This is a genomic window from Bacillus sp. ABA4_010, assembly GCF_056159105.1.
Genome location: NZ_JBSWUN010000004.1, coordinates 372,139 through 388,139, shown reverse-complemented (window position 1 = coordinate 388,139; position 16,001 = coordinate 372,139). Strand labels below are relative to the sequence as shown.

General features: G+C 41.2%; 14 protein-coding genes and 1 other RNA gene. 3 read left to right on the top strand and 12 right to left on the bottom strand.

Annotation, left to right across the window (positions count from 1 at the left end; genetic code table 11):
• Window positions 1-148: 148 nt before the first annotated feature.
• Window positions 149-1,144, top strand: coding sequence for an ABC transporter substrate-binding protein (locus tag ACXAEO_RS21435; RefSeq protein WP_474884896.1), 996 nt, complete (start codon window positions 149-151; stop codon window positions 1,142-1,144).
• A 214-nt stretch (window positions 1,145-1,358) separates the two neighbouring features.
• The gene (gene trhO / locus ACXAEO_RS21430; RefSeq protein WP_474884894.1) at window positions 1,359-2,273 is read left to right on the top strand and encodes an oxygen-dependent tRNA uridine(34) hydroxylase TrhO; all 915 of its coding nucleotides are present in this window, start codon (window positions 1,359-1,361) and stop codon (window positions 2,271-2,273) included.
• A 207-nt stretch (window positions 2,274-2,480) separates the two neighbouring features.
• Here the strand turns inward: trhO and lhgO are convergent, their stop codons facing one another.
• From lhgO to secG, 8 genes are all read right to left on the bottom strand, one after another.
• Complete coding sequence (gene lhgO / locus ACXAEO_RS21425; RefSeq protein ID WP_474884893.1) at window positions 2,481-3,692, bottom strand: L-2-hydroxyglutarate oxidase; 1,212 nt, start codon at window positions 3,690-3,692, stop codon at window positions 2,481-2,483.
• A 21-nt stretch (window positions 3,693-3,713) separates the two neighbouring features.
• Window positions 3,714-4,649, bottom strand: coding sequence for a glutarate dioxygenase GlaH (glaH, locus tag ACXAEO_RS21420; protein WP_474884891.1), 936 nt, complete (start codon window positions 4,647-4,649; stop codon window positions 3,714-3,716).
• Between the two features lie 319 nt (window positions 4,650-4,968).
• Window positions 4,969-5,268 (bottom strand): DUF3870 domain-containing protein, encoded by a 300-nt coding sequence (locus tag ACXAEO_RS21415; RefSeq protein WP_474885120.1) that lies wholly within the window; start codon window positions 5,266-5,268, stop codon window positions 4,969-4,971.
• Window positions 5,269-5,404: 136 nt separating this feature from the next.
• Window positions 5,405-5,757, bottom strand: a transfer-messenger RNA (tmRNA) gene (ssrA, locus tag ACXAEO_RS21410).
• A 133-nt stretch (window positions 5,758-5,890) separates the two neighbouring features.
• Window positions 5,891-6,358 (bottom strand): SsrA-binding protein SmpB, encoded by a 468-nt coding sequence (gene smpB / locus ACXAEO_RS21405; RefSeq protein ID WP_474884889.1) that lies wholly within the window; start codon window positions 6,356-6,358, stop codon window positions 5,891-5,893.
• Window positions 6,359-6,474: 116 nt separating this feature from the next.
• Entirely contained in the window at window positions 6,475-8,814 is a 2,340-nt protein-coding gene (gene rnr, locus ACXAEO_RS21400; RefSeq protein WP_474884887.1) for a ribonuclease R, read from the bottom strand.
• A gap of 38 nt (window positions 8,815-8,852) precedes the next feature.
• Window positions 8,853-9,593, bottom strand: coding sequence for an alpha/beta hydrolase (locus ACXAEO_RS21395; protein ID WP_474884884.1), 741 nt, complete (start codon window positions 9,591-9,593; stop codon window positions 8,853-8,855).
• 334 nt (window positions 9,594-9,927) lie between these two features.
• Window positions 9,928-10,161 (bottom strand): preprotein translocase subunit SecG, encoded by a 234-nt coding sequence (gene secG, locus ACXAEO_RS21390; RefSeq protein WP_474884882.1) that lies wholly within the window; start codon window positions 10,159-10,161, stop codon window positions 9,928-9,930.
• Between the two features lie 232 nt (window positions 10,162-10,393).
• Here secG and ACXAEO_RS21385 point away from each other — a divergent pair, with 232 nt between their 5' ends.
• A complete protein-coding gene (locus ACXAEO_RS21385; protein ID WP_474884879.1) occupies window positions 10,394-10,672 on the top strand; it encodes a hypothetical protein in 279 nt (92 codons plus the stop codon).
• 181 nt (window positions 10,673-10,853) lie between these two features.
• On the opposite strand, the gene eno is transcribed toward ACXAEO_RS21385, so the two are convergent.
• The 4 genes from eno to ACXAEO_RS21365 all read right to left on the bottom strand — a co-directional run bounded on the left by eno (window position 10,854) and on the right by ACXAEO_RS21365 (window position 15,937).
• Window positions 10,854-12,149 carry a phosphopyruvate hydratase gene (gene eno, locus ACXAEO_RS21380; RefSeq protein ID WP_474884877.1) on the bottom strand — a complete coding sequence of 432 codons (1,296 nt, stop codon included), beginning with the start codon at window positions 12,147-12,149 and terminating at the stop codon, window positions 10,854-10,856.
• Between the two features lie 24 nt (window positions 12,150-12,173).
• Window positions 12,174-13,706, bottom strand: coding sequence for a 2,3-bisphosphoglycerate-independent phosphoglycerate mutase (gene gpmI / locus ACXAEO_RS21375; protein WP_474884875.1), 1,533 nt, complete (start codon window positions 13,704-13,706; stop codon window positions 12,174-12,176).
• The gene (gene tpiA, locus ACXAEO_RS21370; protein WP_474884872.1) at window positions 13,706-14,461 is read right to left on the bottom strand and encodes a triose-phosphate isomerase; all 756 of its coding nucleotides are present in this window, start codon (window positions 14,459-14,461) and stop codon (window positions 13,706-13,708) included. Before tpiA ends, gpmI begins: the two co-directional genes overlap by 1 nt.
• A gap of 291 nt (window positions 14,462-14,752) precedes the next feature.
• Window positions 14,753-15,937 carry a phosphoglycerate kinase gene (locus ACXAEO_RS21365; protein WP_474884870.1) on the bottom strand — a complete coding sequence of 395 codons (1,185 nt, stop codon included), beginning with the start codon at window positions 15,935-15,937 and terminating at the stop codon, window positions 14,753-14,755.
• Between the last annotated feature and the right edge of the window lie 64 nt (window positions 15,938-16,001).

The following is a 16,001-nucleotide window of genomic DNA, read 5'->3' as shown; positions in this document are numbered from 1 at the left end:
TTTCTAGTTCTATTTTTAGTTTAGGAGATGAAAAAAACGGTGTCAATGAATTTGATAATCATTTTCATTTTATGATTGACAGTTTTTCTAATTTCAAATACCATTCTAATTGTGAATGAAAATCATTTTCATATTAGGAGGGAATTAGATGAGTACATATTTTAAGCAGAAGCGCTTCTCTTCCATGTTCATTGCTTTCATATTGATGGCCCTTCTTGCACTTGCAGGTTGCGGCAACACAGAAAATTCCGCTTCTGAAGAGAAAGATTCAGGAAGTGAACCAAAAACGACGGAAAGTCAGTCATATACTGTAGAGCATGCAATGGGAACAACGGAATTGGAAAAAACACCAGAGCGTGTCGTCATTTTAACAAATGAAGGAACAGAAGCCCTTTTAGCAATCGGTGTCAAACCGGTCGGCGCTGTTCAATCTTGGCTTGGCGACCCTTGGTATGAGCATATTGCAGCCGACATGGAAGGAGTCGAAAGCGTAGGTACGGAAAGCGAACCAAGCTTAGAAACAATCGCCTCTTTACAACCAGATTTAATTATCGGTAATAAAATGCGACAAGAAGCGGTATACGAACAATTAAGCGCCATTGCTCCAACCGTCTTCGCAGAAGAATTACGCGGTGATTGGAAAGTAAATTTTGAACTTTATGCAAAAGCTGTGAACAAGGAAGAAGAAGGAAAGAAAGTCATGGAGGAGTTTGATAACCGTGTTGCTGACTTAAAGACTCGACTTGGTGATCAACTGCAAAAAGAAGTGTCGATCGTTCGTTTCCTAGCTGGAGATGTTCGTATTTATCATAAAGACAGCTTTTCTGGCGTAATTTTAGATCAATTAGGTTTCGCCCGTCCTGAATCTCAAAATGTCGATGACTTTGCGGAAAAGAATGCGACAAAAGAACGGATTCCAGCTATGGATGGGGACGTAATCTTCTATTTCTCTTATGAAACTGGTGACGGTGAAGCATCGAAACTAGAAGAAGAATGGATTAACGATCCTCTTTTCCAAAACTTAAACGCAGTTAAAGCAGGAAATCTTCATAAAGTAAGCGATCCTGTTTGGAACACAGCGGGTGGTGTAAGAGCCGCACACTTAATGTTAGATGATATTGAAAATTACTTTTTAGCAGAATAGGAAACGATTAAGACATTTGGAACGAAGCAGATTGGTTCGTTTCCTCCCTTTCACCATGGATCGTCATGTTTCACATGACGGTCCATTTTTTAATTTCCTTTCTTAGTTTGTATCGTTCAAGCATGGATATAATTGGATCCAAACGGTTTGACCTTTCTATTTTCATTTTTTTTGTTATGATAGAGAGGAAAAAGTTTTAAGAGTAGGTGTAAAAATGGACTATCAAGTATTACTTTATTATAAATACGTGCCAATCGAGGAACCTGAAGCGTTTAAAGAAGAACACATCGCCTTATGCCAGGAACTAGGTTTGAAGGGACGTATTCTTGTTGCAAACGAGGGCTTAAACGGTACGGTATCCGGAACAAAAGCACAAACAGAAGCATACATGAAAGTGATGCACGAAGATGATCGCTTTTCGGATATGGTATTTAAAATCGAGGAAGCAGAAGGACATGCTTTTAAAAAGCTGAAAGTGAAAGTAAAACCGGAAATCGTCCACTTAAATTTAGAAGACGATGTAGATCCGAACGCTACAACAGGAAACTACCTTGCTCCGAAAGAATTTTTTGAGGCGATGCAGCAAGAAGATGTCATCATTCTCGATGCCCGCAATACGTATGAATACGACCTTGGCCATTTTAAAAATGCCATTCGTCCTGACATTGAAACATTCCGCGAACTACCAGATTGGGTTCGCGAAAATTTAAGCGAGCATAAGGACAAGAAAATTTTAACGTACTGTACAGGCGGCATCCGCTGCGAGAAATTTTCAGGGTTCCTTGTAAAAGAGGGCTTCCAAGATGTATCACAGCTTCATGGCGGTATTATCACATACGGCTACGATGAAGAAGTTCAAGGGCGATTATGGGATGGAAAATGCTATGTCTTTGACGAGCGAATCTCGGTTCCGGTTAATCGAACAGAAGAAGCAACCGTGGTTGGAAAATGTTATCACTGCGATAAACCAGAAGAACGTTACGTCAAATGTGGAAACCCAGAATGCAATAAGCACCTACTACTATGCGAAGAATGCGAGCATGAACATTTCCGTGCATGCAGCAGCGAATGTAAAGAGCATCCGCACAATCGCTACGTGAGTGAAAAACAATCAGAAACGACAGTTTAATTTTCAATTACAGGGGCTGTCCAATAAGTCTTGAAATTTTGAGGAAACGATAGTTTTTCTTTTTATGCAAAATGGACCGTTTATCAAAGCCTGTAATACTCCTGGTTTTTTGTAACGGTCCATTTTGCAGAGGGGTCTGAAAAGAGGTGGTTTGTCTCTTTTTAGACCCCTCCTTTTTCCATATTATGTTCATAAACTTCTCAATCATTAAAAATGAACGACCTGTTTACTAATGTCTTCTGGCACACGTAAAGCAATCTCTTCTCCAATCGGAAGACAGGCTGTCGCAGCTGGAGACGGTGCATTACAAACGTGAATACTTCTCTTTCCTGGTACAATGAAAAAATCGTCCACTAAACTTCCATCCTCTTTTAACGCCTGTGCCCGAACACCAGCTGAAGAAGGCACAAGGTCTTCTTCCTTCACATCTGGAATGAGCTCTTGAAGACTTTGAACAAACGCTTTCTTGCTGTAAGAGCGAATCATCTCGCGAAGCCCTTCTTCCCAATATTTGGACGCTATCTTCCAAAACCCTTTATACAGCATTACCTCCGAGACATCTCTCAAGTTAAAGTCCGTTTTTTTATATCCTTCCCGCTTTAATCCGAGCACAGCATTTGGACCGGCTTCGACCCCACCGTTGATCATTCGTGTAAAATGGACGCCCAAAAATGGAAACTCCGGATTGGGGACAGGATAAATTAAATTCCGAACAAGATGATGCTTCTCTTCCTTTAATTTATAATATTCGCCTCGAAATGGAATAATTTTCACATTTGGATGGACTCCTGCCATTTTTGTGACCCGATCACTGTGAAGGCCCGTACAGTTGATAATAAATTTGGCAATGAACGTTTTTTGATTCGTGAACACCTCTACTTGATGCTCACGCTCAAATATTTCGGTGACAGCAGTATTTAAATACAACTCTGCTCCCCGCTTTTGCAGCTGATTGGCAAAAGTTTTGCATACTTGGACATAATCGATAATCCCCGCTTGCGGCACTTTAATAGCTTGTAAACCATTGACATAAGGTTCTATTGCTTTTAAAGCGTCAACATCCAGCTTTTCAAGAGCTAAACCATTTTCTAGTCCACGCTTATACAAATTCTCAAGAAGCGGGAGTTCTTGTTTCTTCACAGCGACAATTACTTTGCCGCACTGATCATAAGGAACTCCGAATTCTTCACAAAACTTCAGCATTTTCCTATTTCCCTCAGTCGCAAACCGCGCCTTATAACTTCCTGGTTTATAATAAATACCAGAATGAATGACCCCGCTGTTATTTCCTGTTTGATGCTGTGCCCAGTCATGTTCCTTTTCTAATACAGTGAGCCGAGCGTTCGGAAAACGACGGCTCACTGCATAAGCCGTCGATAATCCAATGATTCCACCACCAATGACGATGATATCTTCCATTCCACTTCCTCCTGCCTACTTTTAAAGTTTCTTGAAATATCCCCGCTGTCTCATTAGTTCACGATGTAAATATTCATTTGGCTGGAACGCGGCTCTGCCGTGAAGCCAAAACGTATTGTTCACCATAACCAAATCACCGACAGGCAAGGAAAGCTCGACAGTAGCCGGACTGTTTTCCATTGATGCAGATAAAGCTTTCAAGTACTCTGCCTGCTCTAATGTATCGGGATAAACGAATTGATCGATGAAACAAATGCACGGCTTACCATTTTGTTCAAAAAAAGTTTGATTGTACACCGTTTCTGTCACATTTTTACTTGACGGTGCCTTATATTCAAAGCGGTATGTCGCTAACGGATGATGTAAAAATTTATTTAAGTCTTCCCAATCATCTAGATGAAGCAAACGTGATTCCCCACCAATAGCGTTTTCTTCTGCCAATTTCATCATCAACAGCCAATCCGTTTTTTCTTCTACGAAGGTTCCATCCGTATGAAGCGTGAACGGCCGATACGCTTGACGTAAATAGGAATCGCTATAATCTGTATGCTTGACGGTAAAGCGGGCATAATACGTATTCGTCATCGCATCAAAATTAACACCACCTATTAAGTGCGTAAGAGCGGTAGCCAATTTAACATAGTCTTCATCATAGTCTGTTAACCCTTGCATCCCTAACGTAAAGCCGCCTGATTGCCGATCGACTAAAATCTCACGAACTGTTTCCGTAAAATGCTTTCCAAAAATTTCTTGGAACCGACTAGCTAATATGAGTCGCATATAAGGAACATACTCCAAATTTTGAACGGATAATTCCTTATTTTCTTTGATAAAACGGCTCAATGCTTCCTGATCCAATTGAATCTCATATAAACGATGATGCTCTCGATGTTCTTTCACTTCAAATGTATGCTGTACTTGAACAAACGATTTGAACTGCCTTTCCATCATACTCATGAATACATCCTCCTTTAAATAAATATTTCGTCACATTAACTACATAAGCTAGAAACTGCCCAATTTAACCGTATCGCAGACAAATCGGAACAAAAAAAGCCAGTTATATCATTCCATTGAAATGATATAACTGGCTTTTATCTACTTGGCGGCTTCCGGTAAGGAAGTCCGATAGACTTTGCAGTTATTAGTTAATAATTGGGCATTTCCATTTATGAATTACTGGTCTTAAAAGGGGAAACCTTTCTAGATGTAATTCTTTCTTTAAGTATATTTTTCCTCCGAAATATTGTCAAGAACATTCAGATAATTAATCTTATCACTCTGGATAATAATACTTATACTGCTTATGTGCATCTTTTATTGCTGCAATTAACGCGGACTGTGCTTTTCCGTGATAGTGATTTTTGATTACATCTAAAATCGGTTCAATTCCGTCTTTTAAACTGTATCCTTTAATTAATTCTCCAATGAACTGTTGAGCATGTCCAGTCGCAAGCGTACAAGAAGCGGCCACAACGACACCATAAGTAGTATCTACCTCAATCGTGACCGTTAATATTTGATGAATTTCACTAATTGCCATCCCTTGCGGCAGTTTAGAATGCCCTGCAACCATGACCGTTTTCTTCACCTTCTGCTCCCCCTTACCGTCCTTTTTGCTACTAATTCATTAAATGCTGAATTTCATGCAAACACGTACTGCTCCACTACCCTTTTTGAGTACATAATAAAAAAACCACCAAATATGTATTTGGTGGAGACGGTGGGAGTCGAACCCACGTCCAAAAGCATCGGCACTTAAGCTTCTACGAGTGTAGTCGATATATTGGCATTTCGCATACCCTTCAGCCTATCGACAGGCTTCCAAGCAGCTAGTCTGGTTATTCTCTTCCTTTATCCTCAGACGGCGAACTCCGGCGTAGCCCACTAAGTTTGAGTCCGCTACCCTACCACATGGGCGATGGAGGGGCGAACAGCTGCGCTATATTAGGCAGCTAAAGCGTAATTTTGTTTGCCAGTTATTGGCTTTGACGTTTTAACGAGGTCGATCCCCTCGACTCGCAACCTAAGCTCGAACTACCCCTGTCGAATCCGTAACGTCCCCATTATAGAAAGGGAAGCTGGAATATTAGTAGCTTTCCGCTAAAGTTTACTGTTCAATAATTTGTCGTACTGGCTACCGACAAATTTATTATATCACACTCATGAAATTATGCAATTGTAAGTTTTTGTAAAACCTATACCTTTTGACGATCGCGAAAAGCTCTTTCAATTTCTCGCTTCGCTTCTTTCTTTTTCAAATCTTCGCGCTTGTCATATTTCTTTTTCCCTTTACCAAGCCCTAATAAAACTTTCGCAAAGCCATTTTTTAAATAAACTTTGAGTGGAACAAGTGCATACCCTTCTTCTTTCGTATAGCCAATGAGTTTGTTAATTTCACGACGATGAAGGAGCAGCTTTCGTGTGCGAAGCGGGTCATGGTTGTAACGATTTCCTTGTTCATAAGGGCTGACATGCATATTATACAAAAATACTTCTCCATTATGGACACGGGCATACGAATCTTTCAGGTTCGCCCTTCCGTTACGAATGGACTTAATTTCCGTCCCTTGAAGAACCATGCCTGTCTCATACGTCTCTTCAATAAAATAATCATGGTAGGCTTTTTTATTTTGCGCGACCACTTTACCTTCACCTTTTGGCATACCAATTTCCCCCTTCATAGCGGCAACATATATTTTATCAAATAATAACGACTCATACAACGAATAAGAAATGAAATGTCTTGCCCATTCGGGCAAGACATTTCGGAGACACTTCTTTACTTGCGCTTCTTTTTTCGTTTCGCTTTCGGCGCGTTTTCGAAGAACTTCTTCGACTTCGACTTTGATTTCTTTTTCGGTTTTTTCGTTGACCATTCGCCGTCACGGTCTGAAGACTTCTCTTCTTTTTTTCTGTCGCGCCCTTCCTTGCTGCCTTTAATAACAGTCGGTCGAGCTTTTCGTTCGCGTCGCTTCGTTCCTTTCATGCCGACGACCACAAAATCAATAGAGCGTTCATCTTTGTTCACATCGACAACTTGAACGGTAATTTCATCTCCAATTCGGAGAATAGTTCCTGTTCGTTCCCCAACCATGGCATATTGCCGCTCATCATAACGGTAATAGTCATCCGTTAAGTCACTAACGTGAACAAGCCCCTCAATCGTATTTTGCAGCTCGACGAAAATACCGAAATTCGTGACAGAACTAATAATGCCATCGAATTTTTCACCAATTTTATCCGCCATATACTCGGCTTTCTTCATTTCATCGGTTTCCCGCTCTGCTTCCACCGCTCTCCGTTCCATATTGGAGGAGTGCTCAGCGATATCAGCTAACACTTCACTCCACTTCTCTCTCGTTGCCTCATCCACTTTTTGTTCGATTAAATACGTGCGAATTAGACGATGCACGATTAAATCCGGATAGCGACGAATTGGGGATGTGAAATGAGTATAGAACTCGGTTGATAACCCGAAGTGTCCAAGGCTTTCCTTATCATAACGCGCCTGCTTCATAGAACGAAGCATAACGGTTGAAATCACCATTTCTTCTGGGTTTCCTTGTACTGCTTCTAAGATTTCTTGAAGAGCACGAGGGTGAATGTCGTTACCTGTCCCCTTTACGGCGTAACCAAAGTTTGTGACAAACTCAAGAAAACGCTCTAGCTTTTCCGGTTTCGGATCTTCATGGACACGGTACATAAACGGAATATTCATCCAATGGAAATGCTCCGCGACCGTTTCATTGGCTAATAACATAAATTCTTCAATTAAACGCTCCGCGACCGAACGCTCCCGCAAGGTCACATCGTAAGGCTTTCCATCTTCTCCAACAAGCACTTTCGCTTCTTTAAAGTCAAAATCGATAGCGCCTCGTTGCATACGCTTTGTGCGTAAAATATGCGCTAATTCTCCCATCAATTCAAACATTGGAACAAGCGGCTCGTAGCGCTCTAACAGCTCTTCATCTTTATCTGTTAAGATTTTATTTACATCCGTATACGTCATCCGTTCCGTCGTTTTAATCACACTTTGAAAAATTTCATGTGATACAACTTGCCCTTCCTCGTTCACTTCCATTTCACATGAAAGGGTCAAGCGATCGACTTTTGGATTCAATGAGCAAATCCCATTTGACAGACGGTGTGGAATCATCGGAATGACACGGTCCACTAAATAGACACTTGTTCCGCGATCTTGTGCTTCTACATCAATTGGACTGCCTTCTGTGACATAATGACTTACATCGGCGATATGAACACCAAGCTTGTAGTTTCCGTTCTCTAAACGTTGAACCATTACAGCGTCATCTAAATCTTTCGCATCGGCACCGTCGATGGTTACAATTACTTGGTCACGCAAATCACGACGATTTTTCAATTCGTCTTCACTAATCGTATCTGGGGTCTCATTCGCCTGCTGGAGCACTTCTTCCGGAAAGGCCGTTGGAAGACCGTGCTTATGTATGACAGATAAAATATCGACTCCAGGATCGTTTTTATGCCCTAAAATCTGAATGACTTCTCCTTCAGCACTCATACGCCCTTCCGGATAGCTTGTTAAATGGACGATTACTTTATGGCCATCAACCGCTCCCTTGGAAGCATTTTTCGGAATGAAAATATCGCTTCCGAATTTCTTATCATCTGGAATGACAAACCCGAAGCTTTTGCTTTCTGAATATGTCCCGACAATTTCTTGAATTCCGCGCTCAATAATTTTCACAATCGAGCCTTCACGTCGGCTTCCAGACGATTGCTCTGATATACGCGCAAGAACGATGTCTCCGTGCATTGCGTTGTTCGTTTCAGTCGGCGGGATAAAGAGATCATCCATCCCCGGCTCATCCGGCACCACAAAAGCAAATCCTTTCGCATGTCCTGTCAGCTTTCCTCGCACAAGATTCATTTTCTCTGGCAATCCATAGCGATTGCTGCGAGTACGAATGACAAGCCCTTGGTCTTCCATAATGACAAGCGCTTTGACGAATTCTTTAAAAGAAGAAGAATCAGAAATCCCGAAGGCTTGCTCCAATTCCTGAACCGTTAACGGTTTATAACTTTCTTCTTTCATAAATGATAACAGCCGTTCAATGTGCTGTTGAATTTCTTGTTCCATAATTGTCCTCCTTATAGTGGACTTGTTAATTTGCTCGTTTACCAATCTAATGTTTCTAAAAATTGATAGATGTCCTCATGCAATTGGTCTCGCTCTTTATCAAAAGTAATTGCATGCCCTGACTCTTCATACCATTTTATATGTTTATCGGTTGATTCTACTTCATTGTAAATAATATTGGCACTGTCTGTATTAATCATATGGTCATGGCGGGCCTGTACAACAAATGTAGGTGCGTAAATCATATCGATGGAGTGACGAACATCCGAAATGAGATTTTGCAGCGCTTTTAACGTTGTCATCGGTGTCTTTTGAAACTCCGTCATTTCTTGTTCAATTTGCTCGTTCGTTTTTCCTTCACGCTTTTTATATTCTCTAGCGTACTCCAATATTCCTTGGTACATAACCTCTTCACTTTTGATATACATTGGCGCACACATAGGTACAATACCCTTTATAGGTACAGTGTAACCTAATTTCAATGAAAATACGCCTCCCAATGATAAACCAACCACAGCTATCTTTTCATGGCCGCGATCACGCAACAATTGGTAGGCATTCATTACATCTTGCCACCAGTCTTCCGGACCTGTATGAACGAGCTCTTCCGGTGCAACTCCGTGCCCTTTATAAATAGGAGCGTGACATGTATAACCTTTCGTCTCTAAGAAACGGCCAAGCATTCTTACATCTGCTGAATTTCCCGTAAACCCGTGGAGCAATAACACGGCACGTTCTCCGCCTTCAAACGTAAAAGGTTTTGGCTGTACAATTTTCATAGTTCATAACCCCTTTTCATGATTACTTATGCTAAACAAACGTTTGATTAAAATCTTTTAATCCCTTGCGATACCTTGCCTGATGAATTTAAATAAACGTTTGTTTAATCATCGTTTTATGTATGCAAAATCTATTTGCCGCAAGGCATGTCCTATTTAAACAAACGTTTGATTAAGTATTGATTCCTCTTCTTATTATAGCATTCCATCTATTCCAGCAGAATCATTCAGCTTTAACAGAGAAGAATTGTTGCATTCGCCCGATTTGCTGTAAAAACAGAGGAAAGCGAATCTAGTTGATGGCACAAAAAAGAGCAGCTGGAACAGCTCGCTCTTATAACTGGAAATAAGAAACTGCAATTGTTAAAGCAAAGAATAAAATCGACAACACAATCGTCATTCGGTGTAGCACTGCATCAATCCCTCGTGCTTTTTGCTTTCCGAATAATTGCTCCGCTCCACCAGAAATGGCGCCTGAAAGACCTGCACTTTTACCTGATTGCAACAATACGACCGCGATTAAACCAACGCAAACGATAACTAATAACGTAACTAAAAATGTATGCATATATCTGCACCTCCTATTACGCACACTGCATTAAGTTTAATTTATCACAAAATACTAACAGGTACAATAGACAGGGCTGAATTGCCAATGTAACTTTATGATCCGTCTCCTTATTCGATACAAACCAAAAAACGACTTGCTGTTTCTTGTTCATCCTCGGAAAGTCAAAAGCGGATGCACTTTCAACGGAATTGAATATACTATAGAAACTATCTAAAAGGAGACTGCGCGCATGAAAGATTTTGAGCTGAAATTACAAGAGCTTGAAATGAAGATAAGCGAGCTCGAGCAGCAGTTGGAGAATATAGAAGAGTTTCATTCGGGTCACCTTCAAGAAAATGATGTACGGGCACTTATGGACCGTGTTTTAACGGAAAAAGGATATGCCACACATAAAGAAGTCGAAAATGCAGTGGGAAAAAGTCACCTTCAATTAATCAAATGGATTATCGGTACAGGCATTAGTACAGCCGCTGTTGTTGTCGGCCTTATTCAATTTTTTTCTTCTTAACAATCGACTCTATCTTTTTGGCCTTCCCCTATTAAACGTGATTTTTTCTTTCTTTACTTTCCATAAAAATGAACAAATAAAAACCTCCCGTTCATGTCTAAAAGACATGAACGGGAGGTTGAAGGTTACTTACATACATAAGGAATGGATACAAGCCCACCCATATGTCAGCTGAAATCTATTACTTCTTTAAGTTGTAGAAAGATTTCATGCCGTCATATACAGCCAATGTGCCAAGCTCGTCTTCGATGCGAAGTAATTGGTTGTATTTTGCTACACGGTCTGTACGGCTCATAGAACCAGTTTTGATTTGGCCAGCGTTTGTTGCAACTGCGATGTCAGCAATTGTTGCATCTTCTGTTTCACCAGAACGGTGAGAAACTACTGCTGTGTAACCAGCGCGTTTCGCCATTTCGATTGCTTCAAACGTTTCAGTTAATGTACCGATTTGGTTAACTTTAATAAGAATAGAGTTACCTACACCTTTTTCGATACCTTCAGCAAGCTTTTTCGTGTTTGTTACGAATAAATCGTCACCTACTAACTGAACTTTTGTACCGATGCGCTCAGTTAATAATTTGTGACCATCCCAGTCGTTCTCATCTAAACCATCTTCGATTGAAACGATTGGGAATTCGTTTACTAATTGCTCGTAGAAGTCTACCATTTCAGCAGAAGTTAAACCAGTACGGCCTTCACCTGCTAAATCATATTTACCAGTTTCTTTGTTGTAGAACTCAGAAGATGCTACGTCCATACCTAACATAATGTCTTTTCCTGGCTCATAACCAGCTTTTTTGATTGCTTCCATGATTACTTCTAAAGCTTCACGGTTTGAACCTAAGTTAGGAGCGAAACCACCTTCGTCACCTACAGCTGTGTTTAAGCCTTTGCTGCTTAATACAGATTTTAACGCGTGGAATACTTCTGCACCCATACGGATTGCTTCTTTAAATGTAGGAGCACCCACAGGTAAGATCATGAACTCTTGGAAGTCTACGTTGTTGTCTGCATGAGAACCACCGTTGATGATGTTCATCATTGGAGTTGGTAATTGCTTCGCGTTGAATCCGCCAAGGTAACGGTATAATGGAAGACCTACATAATCAGCTGCTGCATGAGCGACTGCCATTGATACACCAAGGATTGCGTTTGCACCTAATTTACCTTTGTTTTCTGTGCCATCTAATTCGATCATAAGACGGTCGATACCGATTTGGTCTGTAACGTCCATACCTACAAGCTCAGGAGCGATTACTTCGTTTACGTTTTCAACTGCTTTTAATACACCTTTGCCAAGGTAGCGAGATTTGTCGCCATCGCGTAATTCTACTGCTTCATATTCACCTGTAGAAGCACCGCTTGGTACTAATGCGCGTCCGAAAGCGCCTGACTCTGTGTATACTTCTACTTCTACAGTTGGGTTACCGCGAGAATCTAATACTTCACGAGCATAAATATCAATAATTGTTGGCATCGTTTCATTCTCCTTTAATATGTTTTATTTAATTAAAGTTTTACCAGTCATTTCTTCAGGCTGCTCTACATTTAGCAGCGTTAACACCGTTGGAGCCAAATCTCCTAAAATCCCATCTTCACGCAGTTCAATATCTTGTTTTGTAACAATAACAGGAACTGGGTTTGTTGTATGGGCCGTCATTGGGCTTCCTTCCATCGTTACAACTTCATCCGCATTACCATGGTCTGCTGTGATGATTGCTGTACCGCCTTTTGCAATAATTGCATCAACGACTCTGCCAAGACATTCGTCGACTGTTTCAATCGCCTTAATTGTCGGCTCAAGCATACCTGAGTGACCGACCATATCAGGGTTGGCAAAGTTTAAGATGATGGCATCATGCTTGTCCGCTTCAATTTCACTTAGTAACGCGTCCGTCACTTCGTAAGCAGACATTTCTGGTTTTAAATCATAAGTAGCTACTTTTGGTGAATCGATTAAAATACGCGTTTCACCAGGGAATTCCGCTTCACGTCCACCGCTCATAAAGAACGTTACGTGAGGATATTTTTCTGTTTCCGCAATACGAAGCTGCTTTAAACCATTTTGCGCAAGAACTTCACCAAGTGTGTTGTCCAAGTTCGTCGGTTTGAACGCTACGTACCCATCTACTGTTTCACTAAAGTGTGTTAAACATACAAAATGTAAGTTTTCTGGATGTTTTTCTCCACGATCGAATGAGCGGAAATCTTTATTTGTAAATGTATTAGAAATTTGGATTGCACGGTCTGGACGGAAGTTATAGAAAATGACTGCATCATTTTCTTGAATCGTTCCTACAGGCTCACCATTTTCTTTTGTCATAACAGACGGTAACACGAATTCGTCAAAGATACCGTTGTTATAAGAGTCTTCAATACATTCATGTGGAGTACGATAAGTTGGACCTTCGCCATATACCATCGCGCGATATGATTTCTCTACACGTTCCCAGCGCTTGTCACGGTCCATTGAATAGTAACGGCCTGATAGAGTCGCGATCTCTCCAATGCCATACTCCTCAATTTTTTCGTTTAATTCATTAACATATCGCTTTGCTGTTTGCGGACCAACATCACGGCCATCTAAGAAGCCATGGATGTAGACATTCTCCACACCTTCTTGTCCTGCAAGACGAAGAAGGGCATATAAATGTTCGATATGGCTGTGTACACCGCCATCAGAAAGCAAACCGAAAACATGGAGGTTCGTACCGTTTTGCTTCGCATGATTCATAGCATCTAAAAAGGTTTGGTTTTTTTCAAACTCACCTTCACGAATTGCCACGTTTACACGCGTTAAGCTTTGATAAACGATGCGCCCCGCTCCAATGTTTAAGTGACCTACTTCAGAGTTCCCCATTTGGCCTTCCGGCAGTCCAACCGCTTCACCAGAAGCTGTTAGCTGTGCATGAGGATACTCATTCCAGAAACGATCAAAGTTTGGCTTTTTTGCTTGGGCAACAGCGTTCCCTTTTGTTTCTTGGCGGCATGCAAAACCGTCTAGGATGATAAGTGCAACCGGCTTTTTGCTCATTATTTACCTGCCTCCAAAAGCTGCAAGAAGGACTTCGGCTCTAAGCTCGCACCGCCTACTAGTGCACCGTCGATATCCGGTTGAGACATGTATTCTTTAATGTTTTCAGGCTTTACGCTTCCACCGTATTGAATGCGGATTGACTCTGCCACTTCTTGAGAGAATTGTTCTGCAATCACACTGCGAATGTATGCACATACTTCGTTTGCATCTTCTGCAGTAGACGATTTTCCTGTTCCAATTGCCCAGATTGGCTCGTAAGCGATAACCACTTGCTTCGCTTTCGCATCATCTAAGCCTTCAAGCGCTTTTTTCACTTGACCTTCAACTACTACTTTTGTTTGGTCTTGCTCGCGCTCTTCGTTTGTTTCACCGCAGCAAACGATTGGGATTAATCCATGTTTGAATGCAGAAATCGTCTTTTTGTTTACTGTCTCATCTGTTTCAGCAAACATTTCACGACGCTCTGAATGACCTAACACAACATATTGAACGCCAAGGTCATTTAAAGCTACAGGGCTAATTTCACCTGTGAAAGCACCGCTTTCTTGGAAGTGCATGTTTTGAGCACCAACTTTTAAGTCAGAGCCTTTTGTTGCTTCTACTAAACGATCTAAAAATAGTGCTGGTGCACATACGACAGAATCTACTTCTGTAGATGAAGGAACTAGTCCTTTTACTTCTTCCACAAAGCTTGACGCTTCAGAAATCGTCTTATGCATTTTCCAGTTACCTGCGATAATTGGCTTACGCATTTGTAACACCGTCCTTCTTTTTAATTATGGTCGGTTTAGAACAGAGCATAGTGTGACGATAAGGAGGTGCTGTCAAAGGCCTTTCTCAAAAGAACAAGGGTTGCGCTCCTTGCCTTTATTCCTTACGGCTGAATGACCTTTGTTCCTTATTGTCCCGCACGCTCGTTCCTTTACTGTCCAGTTGCGGCTTCTAACCTTTCAGTCGTTTCCCTTCTGCCATTGAAACCGAAGAACGGTTGTCTATCAGCAGTTCCAACGCTTTTCAAGGCTAGACAGTCGCCTTCGCTTTTCTTACTTATCGTTTAACGCTACTACGCCTGGAAGCTCTTTGCCTTCCATGAATTCTAATGAAGCACCGCCGCCAGTTGAAATGTGGCTCATTTTATCAGCAAGACCAAATTTCTCAACAGCTGCTGCTGAGTCACCGCCGCCAATTACGGAATATGTATCAGTTGCTTCCGCTAAAGCTTCTGCTACGGCTTTCGTACCGTTTGCGAATGCATCTAATTCAAACACACCCATTGGTCCATTCCAAATAACAAGTTTGGAATTTTTAATAACATCTGCATAAATTTCACGAGATTTTGGACCTGCGTCTAATCCTTCCCAATCGCTAGGGATAGAATCAACAGCAACAATTTGCGTGTTTGCATCGTTAGAGAAATCGTCCGCTACAACTACATCAACAGGCATGTAGAAGTTAACGCCTTTTTCTTTTGCTTTTTCCATGAAGGATTTAGCTAAGTCAATTTTGTCTTCTTCTAACAATGATTTACCTACATCATGGCCTTGTGCCTTAATGAATGTATAAGCAAGACCGCCGCCGATAATTAAGTTGTCAACTTTCTCAAGTAAATTATCGATTACGCCGATTTTGTCTTTTACTTTCGCTCCCCCAACGATTGCCGTGAACGGGCGCTCTGGGTTAGATAATGCTTTTCCAAGCACATCAAGCTCTTTTTCCATTAAGAAACCTGCTACTGCTGGTAAATGGTGAGCGATTCCTTCTGTAGAAGCATGTGCACGGTGAGCCGCACCGAATGCATCATTTACGTAAACATCTGCTAATTCAGCAAACGCTTTAGCTAATTCAGCATCGTTTTTCTCTTCTCCAGCATAGAAACGTACGTTTTCAAGAACTAATACGTCACCTTCAGTCATTTTTTCGATTTCTGCTTTCACGGCATCACCGTAAGCTTCATCTGTTTTAATAACCGTTTTGCCAAGCAATGCTTCTAAGCGCTTTGCCACAGCAGTTAGGCGTAGTTCTTCCACTACTTCACCTTTTGGACGACCAAGGTGGCTCGCTAAAATAACTTTTGCCCCTTGCTCCATTAAGTATTGAATTGTTGGAAGCGCAGCACGAATACGTGTTTCGTCTGTTACTTGGCCATCTTTCATTGGTACGTTAAAATCTACACGACAAAAAACTTTCTTACCTTTTACATCGATGTCTTTTAATGTCTTTTTGTTCATCTTAAAAAGGCCTCCTTTTTGTGAACTCAGACTTCCGTAAATAAAGGGTGGTGCTCCTATTTAA